Annotated in this window: 12 protein-coding genes; 5 read left to right on the top strand and 7 right to left on the bottom strand. The window is 45.1% G+C overall.

Annotation, left to right across the window (positions count from 1 at the left end):
- The 5 genes from GGD38_RS18410 to GGD38_RS18430 all read right to left on the bottom strand — a co-directional run.
- On the bottom strand, positions 1-2,555 hold a 2,555-nt coding region (locus GGD38_RS18410; protein WP_375303857.1), incomplete at its 3' end, for an MBG domain-containing protein.
- Positions 2,556-2,826: 271 nt separating this feature from the next.
- Positions 2,827-4,101, bottom strand: coding sequence for a hemolysin family protein (locus tag GGD38_RS18415; RefSeq protein ID WP_375301850.1), 1,275 nt, complete (start codon positions 4,099-4,101; stop codon positions 2,827-2,829).
- A 76-nt stretch (positions 4,102-4,177) separates the two neighbouring features.
- The gene (locus GGD38_RS18420; RefSeq protein ID WP_375301851.1) at positions 4,178-5,362 is read right to left on the bottom strand and encodes a winged helix-turn-helix domain-containing protein; all 1,185 of its coding nucleotides are present in this window, start codon (positions 5,360-5,362) and stop codon (positions 4,178-4,180) included.
- A 153-nt stretch (positions 5,363-5,515) separates the two neighbouring features.
- Positions 5,516-6,640 carry an Sb-PDE family phosphodiesterase gene (locus tag GGD38_RS18425; RefSeq protein ID WP_375301852.1) on the bottom strand — a complete coding sequence of 375 codons (1,125 nt, stop codon included), beginning with the start codon at positions 6,638-6,640 and terminating at the stop codon, positions 5,516-5,518.
- Between the two features lie 188 nt (positions 6,641-6,828).
- Complete coding sequence (locus tag GGD38_RS18430) at positions 6,829-7,413, bottom strand: hypothetical protein (protein WP_375301853.1); 585 nt, start codon at positions 7,411-7,413, stop codon at positions 6,829-6,831.
- 543 nt (positions 7,414-7,956) lie between these two features.
- On the opposite strand from GGD38_RS18430, the gene GGD38_RS18435 reads away from it, so the two are divergent.
- Positions 7,957-8,355, top strand: coding sequence for a LytR/AlgR family response regulator transcription factor (locus tag GGD38_RS18435; RefSeq protein ID WP_375301854.1), 399 nt, complete (start codon positions 7,957-7,959; stop codon positions 8,353-8,355).
- Between the two features lie 35 nt (positions 8,356-8,390).
- Here the strand turns inward: GGD38_RS18435 and GGD38_RS18440 are convergent, their stop codons facing one another.
- Positions 8,391-8,630 (bottom strand): hypothetical protein, encoded by a 240-nt coding sequence (locus tag GGD38_RS18440; protein ID WP_375301855.1) that lies wholly within the window; start codon positions 8,628-8,630, stop codon positions 8,391-8,393.
- Positions 8,631-8,879: 249 nt separating this feature from the next.
- Here GGD38_RS18440 and GGD38_RS18445 point away from each other — a divergent pair, with 249 nt between their 5' ends.
- The 3 genes from GGD38_RS18445 (at position 8,880) to GGD38_RS18455 (ending at position 13,363) form a co-directional block, all read left to right on the top strand.
- On the top strand, positions 8,880-11,462 hold the full coding sequence (locus tag GGD38_RS18445) for an alpha-L-arabinofuranosidase C-terminal domain-containing protein (RefSeq protein WP_375301856.1): 2,583 nt from the start codon (positions 8,880-8,882) through the stop codon (positions 11,460-11,462).
- Positions 11,463-11,604: 142 nt separating this feature from the next.
- Positions 11,605-12,507, top strand: coding sequence for a helix-turn-helix domain-containing protein (locus GGD38_RS18450; protein WP_375301857.1), 903 nt, complete (start codon positions 11,605-11,607; stop codon positions 12,505-12,507).
- A 70-nt stretch (positions 12,508-12,577) separates the two neighbouring features.
- Positions 12,578-13,363 carry an SDR family NAD(P)-dependent oxidoreductase gene (locus tag GGD38_RS18455; RefSeq protein ID WP_375301858.1) on the top strand — a complete coding sequence of 262 codons (786 nt, stop codon included), beginning with the start codon at positions 12,578-12,580 and terminating at the stop codon, positions 13,361-13,363.
- 124 nt (positions 13,364-13,487) lie between these two features.
- On the opposite strand, the gene GGD38_RS18460 is transcribed toward GGD38_RS18455, so the two are convergent.
- The gene (locus GGD38_RS18460) at positions 13,488-15,929 is read right to left on the bottom strand and encodes a mechanosensitive ion channel family protein (RefSeq protein ID WP_375301859.1); all 2,442 of its coding nucleotides are present in this window, start codon (positions 15,927-15,929) and stop codon (positions 13,488-13,490) included.
- A gap of 110 nt (positions 15,930-16,039) precedes the next feature.
- Between GGD38_RS18460 and GGD38_RS18465 the strand changes: the two genes are divergently transcribed.
- Positions 16,040-18,157 carry a sigma 54-interacting transcriptional regulator gene (locus GGD38_RS18465; RefSeq protein ID WP_375301860.1) on the top strand — a complete coding sequence of 706 codons (2,118 nt, stop codon included), beginning with the start codon at positions 16,040-16,042 and terminating at the stop codon, positions 18,155-18,157.
- Positions 18,158-18,518 lie beyond the last annotated feature (361 nt).

The raw sequence follows: 18,518 nt of genomic DNA on the forward strand, positions 1-18,518 counted from the left end.
TTACTTTGTGCATCGGCGGTAACTGTAATAGCCCGTGTGCCAATGGTGAGATTCGCGCCTGCATATGTAAGATCGTAGTTCGCACTCAAGGCCAGTGTGCCTTGATTAATAGCATAGCTTCCCACACTTTCACCGGCATCCCTGGTCAATGCGCCTGTAAAGGCATCGCTAAAGGCGAGACTGCCATTTGTTATTTGATAAGTCAACACTGGGTCAGCATTGCCATAGGTCTTACTTTGTGCATCGGCGGTAACTGTAATAGCCCGTGTGCCAATGGTGAGATTAGCGCCTGCATATGTAAGATCGTAGTTCGCACTCAAGGCCAGGGTGCCTTTTTGAATGGCGTATGCGCCTATATTTTCACCGGCATCCCTGGTCAATGCGCCTGTAAAGGCATCGCTAAAGGCGAGACTGCCATTTGTTATTTGATACGTCAACGCAGGATCAGCATTGCCATAGGTCTTGCTCTTGGCATCGGCGGTGACAGTAATCGCCCGTGTGGCAATGGTGAGATTCGCGCCTGCATATGTAAGATCGTAGTTCGCACTCAAGGCCAGGGTGCCTTGATTAATAGCATAGCTTCCCACACTTTCACCGGCATCCCTGGTCAATGCGCCTGTAAAGGCATCGCTAAAGGCGAGACTGCCATTTGTTATTTGATACGTCAACGCAGGATCAGCATTGCCATAGGTCTTACTTTGCGCATCGGCGGTTACTGTAACAGCACGTGTTCCAATGGTGAGATTGGCTCCCACATAACTAAGCACATAGTTCGCATTTAAAGCAAGTGTATTTTGGGTAATTGCACGTGTACCAATATTCTCTCCTGCATCCCGCGTAAGCTCACCACTAAACGCATCACTAAAGGCCAGGCTACCTGCGGTAATCTTATAAGTCAATTCAGGATCAGGATCGCCATAGGTCTTGCTTTGCGCATCGGCGGTGACTGTAACAGCACGTGTTCCAATGGTGAGATTGGCTCCCACATAACTAAGCACATAGTTCGCATTTAACGTCAGCGTTCCCTGTTGAATAGCCCGGTCACCAATTTCCTCGCCAGCCGACCTGGTCAATTCGCCTGAGAAGCCATCACTACCAACCAATGTGCCTGTAGTAATTTTATAGGTCAATGCAGGATCTGTATCACCATACGTTTTAGTTTTCGGGTCGGCCGTTACCGTTATAGCACGTGTACCAATGGTGAGCGTTCCATTTACATAAGTAAAACTATAATTAGCGGCAACGCCACCTGCTGGCACTATGGAATAATTTCCAATGCCAGTAGCTGCCGTTGCGGCACTGGATGCAGTTGGTTGCGTAGTAAGATTTGTTGCACTCTCGCCACTTACAAAACCTGAGTAACTCACCGTAAACGCCGGATTGGCATCACCATACGTTTTAGTCTTATTATCGGCCGTAACCGTTAAGGTCGCTTTATTCACCGTTAATGTTACCGCATTACTGGTAGTTGTTTTAACCGGACTACAAAATGAAGCCACACACCGGTATTGATACCCATTATACGATGCCGGCGGCTTTATTAAATTAAGCGAGTTGGTAGTTACACCTGAATATATACTGCCATTTGAAATATTATTCCAGGCCCCGCCCCCATTGGTGGATTCCTGCCACTGGTATGTAGCATTACTGGTTTGAAAAGTAAATAAAGCATCATTTCCATAAGTGACCGTTTGCGCACCTGGTTGCGAAACAACCGAGGGCGCCACACAGGCGTTAACAGTCAAAATAGGATGTTGATCTACACTTCCTGTTTTTTGAATGGGAACATTATTGGGAGGGGTAAATACATATGTATTAAGTTCAGAAGCCTTCGAAGTAAGCGTGTAGTTGGTTGCAGAGGCCACTACCGGACTGGTAGCTGTAAAAGTAATATCTACATAAGGCGGGTTCGGACTAACATTCCCCTGTAAACCACCGCCCGTGGGCGCCTTACATCGTATAACACTGGTTGTACTGTTGTATCCATTGGTATAACCGGCGCCGGTTTCAAACGAAAACGTTGAACTTGCATTGGCCGAAGTTGAAATACCTGTGGTAGCAATACCGGTAAGAGCGGTAGGTATTGCAATCTCTATTGATTTAATAGCAGCAGAACCACCACCGTTTGAAATATTAGTAACCCTGATAGTAAATGAACTAGTTGCGCCCGAATTGATAGACGTGGGTGTTATAACTGCAGTAAAACTATTTGCATCGGTAAACGTTGTCGTTGCCGTAAACCCCGAGCTTATGCCCGTTGCCGTTAAAGTAAAATTCTCACCCAAATGAAACGACTGAATTGTAAATTCATCATTCCTGATATGCCCGTTAACATCAGCCGTTGCATATAATATAGTATTGCCGTGAGTAATGGTAGAATGATCTATCTCCAACTTCACCTGCTCACCGGGGCGCCAGCCATCGCCTTCAATAATTACCACTTCGCCAGGCTGATAATCGAGTTTATCAGTATATACAGTTGGTATTGTTTGGCCAATAGAGGTTATGGCCAAGAGTAGGGTGATAAGGGTCACCAGCACACCTTTGGTTTGCATAAGCAGCAGACGTTTAAAGTTTCCTTATGTAATGATTAAACGGAGTAACGGAGGTTTTTCGAAGAATGTTAAGAAAGGAATAGGTCTTGTAATAAAAACTTGTTATTAAAAATAATACAATCTCCGACATATAGATAATTATATGAATTCAATCGGTGTTTTTATTTTTTATTTGATACAGATCAACAGTTTATTATGACGATGGTCATTAAAAACAAGCAGCCCTGGTATTTTGCAAATACCAGGGCTGCTATTCTTTCATGTAAGAACGTTATTTTCGGGTGATCATCACTTTGTCAATTTTAGGCCCGTCCATATCCATTATCTCAAACTCAAAACCATTCCACCCTATCACCTCCCCTACCTTAGGAATATAACTTAACTGATGTAATATCAGTCCGGCCAGGGTATTGTAGTCGCCTTCCTCATAGTCATTTTCCGTTACATTAAAGTAGTTCAGGAATTCAAAGAACGGATAGGCGCCATCGGCCAGCCAGCAATTATCGTCGCGCTTTATTATCTGGTACTCCTGCTGATTGTATTCGGTAACATCACCTATCAAGGCATCGAGTATGTCGTCCATACTCACCATGCCCTGAACGGAACCGTATTCGTCCAACACAAACGCATAATGTATTTTACTTTCTTTAAAATTCTCCAGCACTTTATAGGCCGGCGTTGATTCAGGCACCATAACCGGCTGTTTAAGGAATTGCGCCAGGTTAAAATCATTTCCTTTGAATTCTTTAGGGAAGATATCTTTTACCGACACAACACCTATAAGGTTATCGGGTGTTTTGCGATATACCGGGTACACCGAATGCGATTCAATTTGCGCTCTTTCCTTTATACCCTTAAGATCATCGGTAATATTAAAACACAATAAGTCGCTGCGGTGCGTCATCAGCTCGCTTACTTTACGATCGCCCAGGGCAAATACGCGCTGTACTATATTTTGTTCTATTTGTTGAATTTCGCCACCCAGGGCGCTTTCCTGCACTATGGCCCTTATTTCTTCTTCACTTACATGGCCTTCTTTTCGTTCTTTCAAACCAAAAATACTCAGGAACAGATCGTTGGTTTTGGTAAGCAGCCAAATAAATGGCTTGGTGATAATGGATATAATGGTCATGGGGCGCGCCACCAGTGAAGCGATGCTTTCCGGGAACATCAATCCTATACGTTTGGGTATCAGTTCGCCAAATACAATTGAAAAGAAGGTTACGACAATTACGATAACCGCAACGGCTATGGTTTGCGCATAGGGTGCCAAAACCGGTATGCCCATAATGGCCGCTTTCAGGTCCTCCTCAATTTTTTCACCACTAAAGATACCGGTAAGAATACCAATAAGCGTAATTCCTATTTGTACCGTGCTTAAAAATGTATTGGGGTTGTTTGCCAGTGCCAGGGCGCGACGGGCATTACTGTTCCCTTTTTTTGCAGCACTTTCGAGTTTGAATTTTCTTGCTGAAACCAATGCGATCTCGCTCATGGAAAAAATACCATTGAGCAGGATCAAAAACAGAATAATTAAGATTTCCATATCACCAGGTTGCAAAGACACAGCCATTCAGCTATGCTTTATTCTTTCAAAATATATTGTGCAAAATTACTGATTGTCAGGAGAAGGAAGGAATATATTCCTTCCTGTTCGTTTTCTTTATCACAATTTTATGGCACTGGTTGAATTTGGCAAACGCTTTAATGGCATCTGCAATTTTACCAATGGTCACCTTGCTGAGTTTTACCGGCTCAAAATGCAGGTTATGGATGGTTAGCACCTGTTGTTTACGTTCGGCTTTTGAATCCATTCGGGCAACAAAGGTATTGCCCACCAAAATGGGGAGCGAAAAATAACCGTATTTACGTTTTGGTGCGGGCACAAAACATTCTATCTGGTAATCGAATTCAAAGAAATCTTTTAACCGGTGCCTGAACACATTCAGGGTATCGAATGGAGAAAGAACAAATGCATCGCCCGATAGTTCGATCTTTTTGTTTCTATACTTACGTAGCATGTAAAGCGGGGCGGTTGTTAACCCTTCTACCGCAACCTGGCAAACCTCTCCTTCTGCCACCATTTTCTCCAATTCCTTTTTTACTACATTATTCTTTACCCGGCGGGCGCGCCAGGCAATTTCTTTTACATAGGCAATACCCAGCGACTGTAAGGTGCGGCGAATAATATAGCGGGCAAATTCTTCGGGTGATGGCAGCGTGGTATCGATGTCGTTGGGGACCAGATTAGCCGGCAGATCATACACTTTGTGAAATTCCTTTGTGCGGGTTACGCCCAACCTACCGTCGAAGTATAACCTCTCCAGCGCAATTTTCGATGGGCGCCAATCCCACCAGCCGGAGCTGGCCACTTCGCGATCATTGTCAAAATCCTTTACCATCAGCGGGCCTTCGCGGGCAATTCTGTCGAGCACTCTTTCCATTAAATTGATCTCGGGTTGCGTGAGCGGATCGCGCGCAAGCGCAAAACTTTCTTTTACGTTCAATGAAAAACGGAAATCGTTCATTGGCATATACCCTGCATCGGCAAGAAAATATTCAAATATCCGTCCGTCTGCCTGCAGCTCATCGAGCCATTCCTTTTTATAGTCGGGCACACGGGAGGCAATGGCGTGGTGATGTGCCCGTTCTACTACCATATTGGTATCTATTTGAACATACCCCAGGTGATCTATAAGTTTGTAAACGGCTTCGCGTCCCTTGCCAAACTGGGCAGGCCGCGACAGGCCGGCTGCATGAAGAATGATCTTTCTGGCTTGTGACTTGGTGAGAATAAGCTGGCTCATAAGGAGGCGTAAATATACTAAAAAAGAGCGAGCCTTGGTGGTGAATGGTGAATGGTGAATAGTGAGTGGTGAATAGTGAGTGGGGCGCCGATTATTCTGGATGACTAAAAATTCGCGAGTCCACTCACAACTCACCACTCACAACTGACCTTATCATTTCACTGCCACCTGCAAACTAACCACAGGATGGCTCTTAGGTGCATTGACAGCACTCAGCACTTCAAATGGCAGTTCTACATTGGTGAGTTTGTAAACCGTTTTAACCTGAATTACTGTTTTTTCACCGGGCTTCAGCGTTAATACATCTGAATGTTCGGTAAAAGAATATTTCGATTTGTTTTGTACCGTGAATGCCGAACTGGTCACATTCTCTATCTCAACTTCCAGCACCGTAGTTTTATCAAGATATTTGGCGCTGTTGATCTTCAGCGATTCTTTTATAAGTGGTATCAACACCTCATCGCGGCCAATGAGCAGGTCTTTAAAGAATACCACCGTTTTGTGGTTCATTAAACCTTCTTTAATTGATTCTATGGAAGCTTCTTTGCTAAAAACGAGCGTAATGGGACGGTGTCCGCCTTTTGGCACGCCAAAGGTCCAGTCAACCAGTTGGTGCACATCGCTGGTACCCATAATGGTCATGTTATTTTCAAGGGCAATTTGCAACGCTTCTTCCGAATAAGAGCCATCGTTCACCACTTCAATACCATCGAGCAGCTTTTCTTTAATAAGTGCTTTATGCATGGGCGTAAGTGTCGACATGCCATCGGGGCACTGACGCGTCCACATAGGATGGTTCCAGAAAGTAAAAGCGCTTTGTCTTTTAGCTTCCCTGAACACTTCCATAGAATCGCTGATGAGCATTTTATTAGCGTCGTTAATAAAGATGGCATTGCAGTGGCCGGGCGGCATATTGCGGGTGATTTCAGAACCGCGAATGATCAACAGCTTATGATCTTTGGCTTCTTTCAATGCCAGTTCATATGAGCGGTTGCGATCGGGATGCGGAATATCGGCCTTATGTGGCTGGTACTCCAGATGCTCAGTAAGCGAAATAGCATCCAGTCCGTCGGCCAGGGCTTCGGCAACGCGAATGTCGGGCCATACGCTGCCATCGCTAAAAACAGTATGCTGGTGCAGGTCGCATTTCATGACCTTATAACCGGGCACATCCGGGAATTTGAGGGCGCGTTCTAACTTATGACTATGATCTTCTGTTTGGGGAAAAGCGGAAAATGAAGTTATACTTAATAATAAACCAGGCAACAAAGTGCGCATAGAAAACAATTTTAACGGCGGAAGATAGAGCAATTTACTGCTGCGAAATATTAATTCAATATGAAATCTAATTGAATACAGCCGCAAAAAGCGGCATCAACATGTCAAAGAACTTATTGTTATAAAAGCCATCCCGAAGAATCGGGACGGCTGTTTATTTTATGGCAACGAATTAAGAACGGCAGGTCTTATGAACCATTAAGCGTGATCACCTGGCTGGCTTTATTACCCGGCAGGTCTTTCGCCGTTACCTGAATAATGCTACCGCTTAACGCAGCATTAGCTTGCGTGGCCTTGTAGAACCATTCATTTCTGTTTATCGGGTTCAGAATGGCATTGCCTTCTTCTACCAATACGCCAGCGGCGGTTTTAATACTCACGGTTACTTCAACAACCCTGAAATCGTCCCTTGCATCTACAACGATCGTAGTTCCAACAGTACCATTATACGCTGAGGCATCGACACCTTTTACTACGGGCGCTTTCAGATAATCTCTGAAGGCAACGTTATAGGCAGTTCTGCCCGCTTGTGTTTTTGCCTTTTTCTGATACTCAGCTTTAAGTTTAGCATCAGAAATTGCACCGGTTGCATATCCCGCTGCGGCGGCAAACAGGTCTCTTACTTTTTCCTGTTGCTCGGTGGGTTTTGCATTTTTATCGGTTGTAGGCATACGTGTTATAAACGTTTCATCTCCGCGTTTACGATAAACGAATTGTTTACCAACATTACCACTTGCACCGCGGACGAGCAAGTTATCTTTTATCTTAGCCATAGTTAGGCGTTTTAATTGTTAGAGAAAATGTTTCGAATCTTTGTAAATAATCACTGATGAAGAATGCCATTCAAGTCGCTCCTCTCGTTTGGCATTAAGCGAAGCATCATCAGCAACGATTAACGACTCAAAAGTAGTAGTAAAACCGCCTCATTTTTTGAAAATGGGTCGGGCTGTTCCAAAATCAGGGACGAGTATCGAAGAAACCTGGGACGAATGACATTTTGTATAGGGACCCACTGTTTTTTTAGGGACGAACGCTGGAAAAACCAGGGACGAAGGTTAACAAAAGCAGGGACGAATGACCTTTCTACCACTATAAATAGCTCAAACATGCATAAAAAATCGCTAAAGCATGTGTGAACCATGTGTCAAACATGTGTGTTCCATTGGTAAAGTACCCCGTTTGATACATGGTTCACACATGGATGACACAAGGTTCACATAAGGTTTACCCAATGGAAGTAAAAAACGCCGGAGCAAATACCCAAAATAGTATATTTGACTATCAGCTACTTATTAATCAATTAACCCTTAGCAATTATGTACAACAAACACTTCTTTCTCAGGCAGGATGGTGTTCTGAAGAAAATAGATCTGGACGGTATTGTTTACATTGAAGCGGCAAAAAATTACACGAAGTTTTACAGTACAGACGACATTTACATGGCACGTATTACGTTCGATGCCGCCATGGACCTGTTACCGGAAAATAAATTTTTACGGGTACACCGCTCGTTTGCAGCCGCAGCAGAACATATTGATGTTATAGAAAGAGATAGTGTAAGATTTGTAAGTATACGAACGGAGATACCGGTTTCAAAAAAGTGGTATGCAGCACTTGCAAATCAGGTTATTATTCTTGATACAGCGAATATTGATATCAGGAAAGTAAAAAGAACAAAGGCTTTTAAGAATAAGATATTGCTTGCACGCAGATAGATAGCGACTGTATTCCCCCGATCATAACTTCGCTTTTATTTTGATGTCAGTACACCTGCTATCTCAAGCAGGTTGGGGTATTTGTAAATATTCGACAGTTTATCGCACAACTTAAGCGCCAGGGCACAATTACCTAACCTAATGGCATCTAAGGAAGAACCTTTAGAATAATCGTAATACACTTTCGACAAAGTAAACACGGCTGTAACAGCCGTAACAACGCCCTGCCAATACTTTGATATCAACAGTTTTATCTCCCGTAAATTATTAGCCATGCTGGCGCCAAGGTTACTAAAACACCTCCGTATTATTACAGGTGTTTTTCACGTATTTCACGCTGAATATCATGTAAATAAAACACTTAAGCAGTAATTGATGTAAATCGATTGTTTATACACAAAGAGGGACGCAGTTGCCAATTAAAGGAGGTAAAAACGTAAAACCTACACGAAACTTTGCCATGTTGCTTTATATACCTAACTTGACGAAACTTACGACCAGCCTCATAAACGTTGTTTTGACATATGAAAAAAACTAAGACTGCAAACCTTTATTTGTTCTCATTTATCCTTGTATTAGGCGCCGCCCGGCCGGCTTTGGCAAACGAGCCCGATTCGGTTTACCTTTTGTCCTACGCTACTGGTAAAGACCAAGGCCGCAGCGGACTACATTTTGCCTGGAGCACCGATGCCAAAAACTGGACTCCCGTGGGCAATGACTATGGCTATGTAAAATGCGACTATGGCCAATGGGGCAGTCAAAAACAAATGAACAGTCCGTACCTGTTCATCGATGCACAGGGCATCTGGCGCTGTATCTGGAGCCTCAACACCACCCTTAACCAGTTTGCGCACACCACATCGGCCAACCTTATAACATGGGGCCGCCAGGCATATCCTTACCTTACGCAAAACCAAACTTTTCAAAACCCGGTTGTACAGTACGATAAAAACAAACAACAATATATTATCACTTACCTGTCGGGCAACCAGCATTACAGGCTTAATACAAAAGATTTCAAAACCTTTGATGCGGCCGTAGCCATTCCTGCATCGGAATATAAAGACGATCGCATTACCGTTAACCTGCCCGCAGGCGCTGTAAGCGGTAAAACGGTAAAAGTAGCCTGGCCGGTTATTGATGAACTTACCCGGGCCTGGCAATTGAGCCAATACAAAAACAGCCAGGGCCGCGATAACGCCCATACCGATAGTACACGGTTTGCCGGGTTGAAGCCACTTACGGCCACCATTACGCTTAACCCCGAAAACCGCAAACCCATCAGCGACCTGCTCATTGGCGTTTTCTTTGAAGACATTAACTACGCAGCCGATGGCGGTTTATATGCAGAATTGATTCAGAACCGCGATTTTGAATACACACCTGCCGATAAGGCCAATCGCGATACGGCCTGGAACAACCGCTACTCGTGGTCGGTGAGCAATGATAAATTAAGCTTTACCATCGACAGCACAGCGCCCATTCACCCCAACAACCCACATTACGCGGTATTGAATGCAGCCCAAACAGGCGGCGCGCTCATCAACAGCGGTTACGATGGCATTCCCTTAAAGAAAGGCGATGAATATGATTTTTCACTCTTTGCAAAAAGCAGTGACGGTAAAACCAACAACCTGCTGGTAAAACTGGTAGCGCCCGATGGCATCGTACTGGCGCAGGGTACGGTTAAAACAAGTACGGCCAACTGGAAGAAATATACCACCAAACTGATTGCTGCTGCCGATGCAAAAAACGCCCGGCTTGAACTGCAACCACAAACCACCGGCCGCCTGCAGCTCGATATGGTTTCACTGTTCCCTAAAAAAACATTTAAGAACAGAAAGAACGGCATGCGGGCCGATCTGGCAGCAACCATTGCGGCCATTCGTCCCCGCTTTATTCGCTTCCCCGGTGGTTGTGTATCGCATGGGGATGGACTAAACAATATTTACCGTTGGAAAAACACCATTGGGCCATTGGAAGCCCGCAAGCCACAACCTAACTTATGGCGCTATCATCAAAGCGCCGGCATAGGTTACTTTGAATACTTTCAATATTGCGAAGATATTGGCGCTGCGCCCCTGCCGGTAATAGCTGCGGGTGTTCCCTGCCAGAACTCACAGATAGAAGCAAACGGCGGTGGGCAACAGGGCGGTGTACCCATGAACGAAATGGATGCATATGTACAGGATATTCTCGACCTGGTTGAATGGGCCAACGGCCCCGTTACCAGCAAATGGGGCAAGCTAAGGGCCGAAGCCGGCCACCCTGCCCCTTTCAACCTGAAATATATTGGCATTGGCAACGAAGACCTCATCACCGATATTTTTGAAGAACGCTTTGCCATGATACACAAAGCCCTTCAACAAAAACATCCTGAAATAACGGTAATAGGTACCGTAGGGCCCTTTCACGATGGTACCGATTACGAACAGGGATGGCAACTGGCCAGCAAACTGAATGTGCCCATGGTTGACGAACATTATTATGAAAGCCCGGGCTGGTTCATCAACAACCAGCATTATTACGACAATTACGACCGCAAAAAACCAAAGGTATACCTGGGTGAATATGCTTCGTGGGGCAATACGATGTACAATGCCCTTGCCGAAGCCTTGTACCTTACCAATATTGAACGCAACGCCGATGTAGTGCATATGACCTCTTACGCACCCCTGCTGGCCAAAGAAAAGCACACGCAATGGAATACCGACCTCATTTACTTCAACAATACCGAAGTAAAACCAACCGTAAACTACGAGGTGCAGAAATTGTTCGGTAACAACAGCGGCAGTGAATACCTTCCAACGGCCGTAAAACTTTCCAGCGATAATGAAGCCGTGAACAAACGCTTTGGCATTTCGGTGGTGCGCGATAAGGCCAGTGGCAACATCTATGTAAAAGTGGTGAATGTGTTGCCGGTAGCTACTTCCTTTAAAATGGACCTTGGTGTGCTGGCCCCGGGCGGCAAATGTGAGAAGCAGGTGTTAACGGGCGCGCCGGGCGATAAAGCGGCGGTGGTGAAGGTGAGTGAGGTTTCTGTTAGCAAGGAGCTTTCAGATACGTTACCGGCTTATTCGTTTACGGTGTATAAATTCTATAAATAGTTAACGAGTTAACACGTTAACAGGTTGACAAGTACTTAAAATTCGGAGTGCCCGCCAATTGGCAGGCACTCCAAGTATAATGCCTTGTTAACTTGTTAACTCGTCAACTTGTCAACTTGTTTCAATTCCATAACTTTGCCCCATGGGCAAAAACGAGTCAATAGCACAATTCTACCTTCAACACGGACAACAATCACCCGTAAATACCAACTTCAACATCTACCGCAGAGAAGAATTTGCCTGCGACTCCACTTCCCTGCCGCCAAACAGAAGGGACTTTTATAAGATCTCTTTTATTACTGCCGGCGAAGGCATTGTTGGGTATGCCGACAAAACCATTCATGTTAAACAGCCGGCCATTACTTTTATGAACCCGCTGATCCCCTACTCATGGGAACCCACCACTACCGATCAGCGCGGCTACTTCTGTTTGTTCACTGATCTGTTTGTAAATATCGATCTCAAAAAAGACAGTCTGGCCAAATCGCCCTTATTTAAAGCAGGCGGCCATCATCTTTTTTTGCTTGAACCGGCCCGTGAAATGCTGCTGAAGCAACTATTTGAAAGCATGCTGCAGGAAATAAGATCGGGTTACGCCAATAAATACGATGTCATACGCAACTATATTCAAATAGTAATGCATGAAGCGCTGAAGATACAGCCACCCGAAGATCATTACCAGGCAACCAATGCCGCAGAACGCATCAGTAACCTGTTTATAGAATTACTGGAGCTGCAGTTCCCTATAGATTCGCCGCACCAGAGCATACAATTTAAAAACGCCAACGAGTTTGCCGATCAACTGAATATTCATACCAACCATTTGAACCGGGCATTGCGTGAAGCCACCGGAAAGACCACCACCGAATGGATCGCGAACCGCATTCTGCAGGAAGCAAAGGCCTTACTGCATTACAGCAGCTGGGATATTGCCGAAATTGGTTATTCGCTCGGCTTTGAGCACTCCTCTAATTTCAATATCTTTTTTAAAAAACATACCACCATTACCCCCAACCAATACCGGAAAACCGCGGTTGCCAATTAATAACTTTCTGTTTGATTTGCATAACTTTTAAAAAAGCCGGCTTTGCACCTTTGTCATAAATAATTAAACGATGACAAACGAAGCAATGAAAGGGAAAGTAGCCATTATTACAGGTGGCGCCACAGGTATTGGACTGGCAACAGCAGCCTTATTTCTGCAACAGGGCATGAAGGTAGCCATTGCCGGCCGCCGTAAAGAAGAAGGCGATAAAGCAGTAGCTCAACTAAAAAAGATCAGCAACGAGATCATATTTATTCAAACCGATATTTCCGACAGCCAGCAGGCGGCACACCTGGTTGATGAAACAGTACGCCGGTTTGGCCGGCTCGATGTTGCTTTTAACAATGCCGGTATAGAAGGCCTGTTCACATCCATTACAAACATGCCCGAATCGAACTTCGATCAACTGATGAATATTAACGTAAAAGGGGTATGGTTAAGTTCAAAATATGCCATTGAACAATTTCAACGCCAGGGCGGCGGCGGCGCCATTGTAAACACTTCTTCGTGGCTTGCCCGCGGCGCATTTAGCGGTTCTGCCGTTTACTCGGCCAGCAAGGCTGCATTAGACGGCATGACAAGAGCGCTGGCCGTAGAAGTTGCTCAATATGGCATACGGATAAACAATGTACAACCCGGGTATATAAAAACACCCATGTTCGATCGCTTTTTTGAAACAGAAAATGCCGAAGAATTAAAAGCGCCTTTAATAAAACAAACCCCATTGAACCGGCTGGGCACTCCCGAAGATGTTGCTGAAATGGTGTTATGGTTAAGTAGTGGTGCTGCCAGTTTTGTAACCGGTGAGTGTATTACGGTAGATGGCGGGTTGGCGATTGGGGGACAGCGAATGTAGTTGAAAAGTTGACATAGTTGATACAGTTGATAAAGGGAAAACGGCCTTTAACAAAAAAGGCGGGTCCTCGCCACTGCGAGAACCCACCTTTATCAACTTTATCACCTTTATCACCTTTTCAACTTTACTTTATTACCTTCACCGTACTACCCGCCCTGTCAAGCAACCTCATTCCCTGCGCCTTCAGTTCCTTGAACAACAGCACGGTAATAGCGCTTTTGGCGTTACCTACTTTATTTACATCATTGCACCAGTAGAATACTTTCAGTTCAACACCATCGTCGCTTACACCGGTGAACAGCACCGATGGCTCGCGGTTCTCATAAATAAAGCCCGAGTCAAGAATGGCTTTCTTAACGGTATTTGTTACCACTTCCATATCATTGCTGCCAGCAATGCTGAGATCGAGCTCAACACGTTTTTGATTATTGCTCAGCGTCCAGTTTACGATCTGTTGCGATAATACATCACCGTTAGGGATGATCACTTCTGCCCCATCGCCGGTCAACAGTGTGCTCGACCGCAACCCTATTTCACGTACGCGGCCGGTTTTATCGCCAATCTCCACCACATCGCCAATTTGCAAAGGCCGGTCGAAGATGAGAATGATACCCGATACAAAGTTGTTTACAATGTTCTGCAAACCCAAACCGATACCAACACCAAGGGCGCCTAACACAATAGTGATCTTATCAATAGGCACACCCGAAGCAGCCACCGCCAGCAAATAGCCAACACATAACAAAATAAGGCGGGCTATAAGCAAACGCGAGCGCTGCCCTTTGTTATGCAACTCATCATCGTTACCGGTATCGCCAAAAAAGTAACCTACATAACGCTGCAGCAGGTGCGCTATCCATATAATAAGGAAGAACAGCAACACACCGCCAATGGTAAAGGTGGCATTACCAATACTGCGTTGGTGTGCCAGCAGTTCACCCAACAGGCTCAACCCGGAAGTATAGATATTTAAATTGGTAGAGAACACGATCAGCCACAGTATCACTACTAAAAAGAGGATGGGTCGGCGGAAACCGGTAAGCAATGGCATGTTATTCAACCGGCCCTGAATGTTACGGCGCAGGCGGCTGGTAACAATTTGCAGCTGTATGGCCTCCATACAAATTTTACTGAACACGGCGAGCCCGATGGCCTGTGTAAATCCGAAAATTGCGGTGCTGCCTAAGATCTGCGCCAGCGAAACGCGGCCAAACAGGTTGCACAAAACACTTACCACATTCATTATATTATGCAGAATGATAACATAACGCAGAAAACCACGTAATGGCAGGTGCTGCTGCATTTGCGAAAGGAACAACATACCAAACACTACCGATAGTATATTTAGCAAAATAAGCCAGTTACGTTGCCAAAAACCGGGGTCGGCCATATGATGGGTGAATGAGAAACAGATATACAGCACCACCATAGCGATCCAGTATACAAACAGGCGGCGCGGCCATTTTTTCCAGCAAATGATGGTAAGGATCACCAGCATGAGGAATTGCATCGATTCAATGTAGGCCGATGGCGCATGCAGATCGAACAAAGGCGCTACGGCAAACATCATAATAAAAGCGGCCACAATATAATTACCGGGCAGGTATTCGAACCCAAGGTGACTGATGCTGTCCATCGCATTCAACCGGCGTACCGTGCGAATATTACGGAACAACCAGATGAAGAACAGCACGCCAATAAGCAGCAGGAACAAACGTTTATTGCCACTGTCTTTAAAGTAATAATGTAATGCTTTTTTTTCGCCACTCACTGCCTTCTGTAATGAGTTACGTTCACCGGCCGAAAGGTTGGCAGTATCCCTTTCCCACAGGAAATTGCTTTCCTTACCAAATATGCGGGTGGCAGAGGTGTTTAACAACGCCTTTACCTTATCGAGCAATTGCGCGGTAATAATGGCATTGGAAGAAACCTGTGTTTGCAAATGGTTTATGGAGGCCAGGCTTTCTTTTAATTTCTTCGTTGACCCACGGAACGCATCGCGCATTCCTTTTAACTGGGGTTGAAACTGTTGACGCAAAACCGAATCGCGCCACATGGAGCGCATAACCGTATCGCTAACCAGCACTTTCATACTATTGCGCAGGTCAATAAGCCGGCCCTCGGTACTATCAAGCACCTGGCGGTCTTCATTACAGTCGGTTTGAATGTTCAATAACAGTGTTTCGAACACTTGCAAATTACGCAGGTTGAGCGCAGCGCTGTTATTAAGCACATTGTCCTTTAAAACAGCCAGCATGGAGTCGGTATCAACCAGCTTTTGTTTTATCAATTTTACGGGCAGTCCCAGATCGCTTTTATTCCTGACATTATTCAGGATCAGGTACGTTTTCTCGATCTGCAGCTGATAATCGCTGGAGGTAAGCTTGTTTGAATCGGCAAAAAGTTCTTTAAGCATCCCTCTTCCCCGGCGGGCAGTATCAGACTGCTGCCGCGTTGAATCGGGTTTACCATTAACACGTTGCGTTCGGCTGGTATCCTGGGCCTGGGTGGCACATGCGAATACCAAACCAATCATAAGGACCAGGAGGCCAAATGGGTTTCTCATTGAATACTAGTTTTACGCCGCCAAATTATAAAAAGAATTGTCAAAAAAAGACAGGAGTATGACCTTTGCGTGGTGCACCCCCATATATTTTTCCATATAAATGACTTTTCATGAATAAGGCCGATTTTCCAGAATTTGAAACGCCTGTTCCAACCATCAGCAGTCTTGAACAGGAAAGAAAGATCTTACTCGACCTGGGCAGCGACCTTACCCGGGTACGCGACAAAAGCGACCTTATCATGCTTTTCACTAAACGGCTAAAGACCCTGTTTAATTTTACCCATTGTATAATTACCCTTTTTGATTATAAAACCGACACCTATGGCGCGTTCCTGTACGATATTTCCACCTCGCCCATAAATATTCACCCCAAATATCCAAAGCTGTTTGCAACCCGGTTCCCGCTCAACGAACCCTTTATTAAAAAAGCGCTGGCGGCAAAAGTGCCTGTTTCCTTTATTCTGGAAGAAGTAATAAAAGAATTTCCGCAATGCCCCGCCTATATAAAAGTGAATTATGAAGGCGGCATCAGGGAAATTCTGATGACCAAACTGCAACATGCCGAACAACCGATTGGGTTTATGCATTTGTATTCTACCACCACAGGCAGTTTTACCCCCGACATAAGAAGTATTGTAAGCCGCATAGCGCCCCAGCTGTCGAGCGCGGTAACAAATATTATAAAAAATGAAGACGTACTTGAAAAAGAACAGGAGAAATCGTTCCTGCTCGACTTTAGCGTTGATATAGCCCATGTAAGAACGAAAACAGAACTACAGGAAGCCATTTTTAAAGTGCTCGATAAATTGCTACATACCAAACTGGCCATGATACGGGTGCTTGAAGAAGATGGCATTCACCTGCCGGCCTATATGCACGACCCTACCCTGTTTGGAAAATCGAGGATCTACTCTGAAGAAATGGCCGCCAACCGCATTACCATCGACGAACCATATACCGCTAAAGTACTGGCCAGCATTGACGGACTGGTGTTTAATGTAGAAGAAGAATTAAGAAGCGGCAATGACTACGCAAAATTGTGGAAAACAACCGGACTAAGAAATATGTACGGCCTGCCATTGCGGGCCGGCGACAAACTCATTGGCACCATTTGGATCTTAGCCGACCGCCTGAGCCGGCTTATGCTGCGTGGTATTTGCGCACAAATATCCATTGCCATTGCCAATATACAGGCCAATGAAAAACTACAGGCCTACAAACGCAGGCTTGAGGAAGAGAACGATTACCTGCGCGAGCAAATAAGCACCATTTATAACTTCTCGGAAATTGTAGGCAACGGCGACAAAATGCAACAGGTATACAGGCTGATGTCGCTGGTGGCCGACTCAAACGCTACCGTGCTGGTGCTTGGCGAAACCGGTACCGGTAAAGAACTTATTGCCCGGGCGCTGCACAATGCCTCGCCCCGGAAAGACAAACTAATGGTTAAAGTGAATTGCGCCGCCCTGCCCGCCAACCTTATAGAAAGTGAGCTGTTTGGTCATGAACGCGGCGCCTTTACCGGCGCCATCGACCGCCGTATTGGCAAGTTTGAGCTGGCCAACCAAAGCACGCTCTTTCTTGATGAAATAGGAGAAATGCCGCTGGAGGCGCAATCGAAATTATTACGCGTAATACAGGAACGTGAGCTGGAACGGTTGGGTGGTAAACAAACTATCAAAATAGATGTACGCCTTATAGCCGCTACCAATCGTAACCTCGAAGAAGAAGTAAAAGCCGGCCGTTTTCGCGCCGATCTCTATTACCGCCTGAATGTATTCCCCATAACGCTGCCGCCCCTGCGCGACCGCGCCGAGGACATAGAACCGCTGATGCATTATTTCGTTGAGAAATTCAGCCGCAATACCGGTAGAAAGATCAGAAAAATAAAACCTTCGGTTATACAACAACTTAAAAGTTACACCTGGCCGGGCAACGTACGGGAGCTGGAACATTTGATAGAACGCAGTGTATTGCTTACCACTGATGGTATGTTGAACGAAGTGTACATTCCGCAAAACAGCGATACTGGCAAAGAGCAACAAATTTATTTTGGCAACCGCACCCTCGAAGAAATGGAACGCAGCTATATTATTGAAGTGCTGAAAAGGTGTATGGGTAAGATCTCGGGTATAGGCGGGGCTGCGGAGATATTGAATATTCCGGGGAATACGTTGCATTCGAAGATGAAGAAGTTGGGGATTACTAAGGCCGATTATTTTAGTTGACGAGTTAACAAGTTGACGAGTTAACAAGGACGTTGAAAAGTTGATGGAGGTGATAGAGGTGATAAAGGCCCTTTGTGCAGCAGGCTGACTATTTTTAAGTTACATAGTTCTAAGTTTTTAGTTGAGGGGCCTGCTGAACTTAGAGGTTGATGCAATAAATAGTGAGTTTCGAATCCGATGAACTATGAACTGAGAACTGAGAACTAAATAACTCACTCAATACAGTGAAAACTATAGTGCATTCACGAAATACAGTGAAAAAATGAAACGCATCTCCTAACAAAGTTATTGATAATCAAACATTTGACTTTTCGGCATTCCGTTGGAATTCTTAGGAATACAACAATCAAAAAGTCAAATT

It is taken from the genome of Niastella sp. OAS944 (assembly GCA_024809215.1).
Taxonomy (GTDB): Bacteria; Bacteroidota; Bacteroidia; order Chitinophagales; family Chitinophagaceae; genus Niastella.

Bases quoted from the DNA above. Each gene is read 5' to 3' on its own strand.
- GGD38_RS18415 (WP_375301850.1), bottom strand. From the start codon at position 4,101: ATGGAAATCTTAATTATTCTGTTTTTGATCCTGCTCAATGGTATTTTT.
- GGD38_RS18420 (WP_375301851.1), bottom strand. From the start codon at position 5,362: ATGAGCCAGCTTATTCTCACCAAGTCACAAGCCAGAAAGATCATTCTT.
- GGD38_RS18425 (WP_375301852.1), bottom strand. From the start codon at position 6,640: ATGCGCACTTTGTTGCCTGGTTTATTATTAAGTATAACTTCATTTTCC.
- GGD38_RS18430 (WP_375301853.1), bottom strand. From the start codon at position 7,413: ATGGCTAAGATAAAAGATAACTTGCTCGTCCGCGGTGCAAGTGGTAAT.
- GGD38_RS18435 (WP_375301854.1), top strand. From the start codon at position 7,957: ATGTACAACAAACACTTCTTTCTCAGGCAGGATGGTGTTCTGAAGAAA.
- GGD38_RS18440 (WP_375301855.1), bottom strand. From the start codon at position 8,630: ATGGCTAATAATTTACGGGAGATAAAACTGTTGATATCAAAGTATTGG.
- GGD38_RS18445 (WP_375301856.1), top strand. From the start codon at position 8,880: ATGAAAAAAACTAAGACTGCAAACCTTTATTTGTTCTCATTTATCCTT.
- GGD38_RS18450 (WP_375301857.1), top strand. From the start codon at position 11,605: ATGGGCAAAAACGAGTCAATAGCACAATTCTACCTTCAACACGGACAA.
- GGD38_RS18455 (WP_375301858.1), top strand. From the start codon at position 12,578: ATGACAAACGAAGCAATGAAAGGGAAAGTAGCCATTATTACAGGTGGC.
- GGD38_RS18460 (WP_375301859.1), bottom strand. From the start codon at position 15,929: ATGAGAAACCCATTTGGCCTCCTGGTCCTTATGATTGGTTTGGTATTC.
- GGD38_RS18465 (WP_375301860.1), top strand. From the start codon at position 16,040: ATGAATAAGGCCGATTTTCCAGAATTTGAAACGCCTGTTCCAACCATC.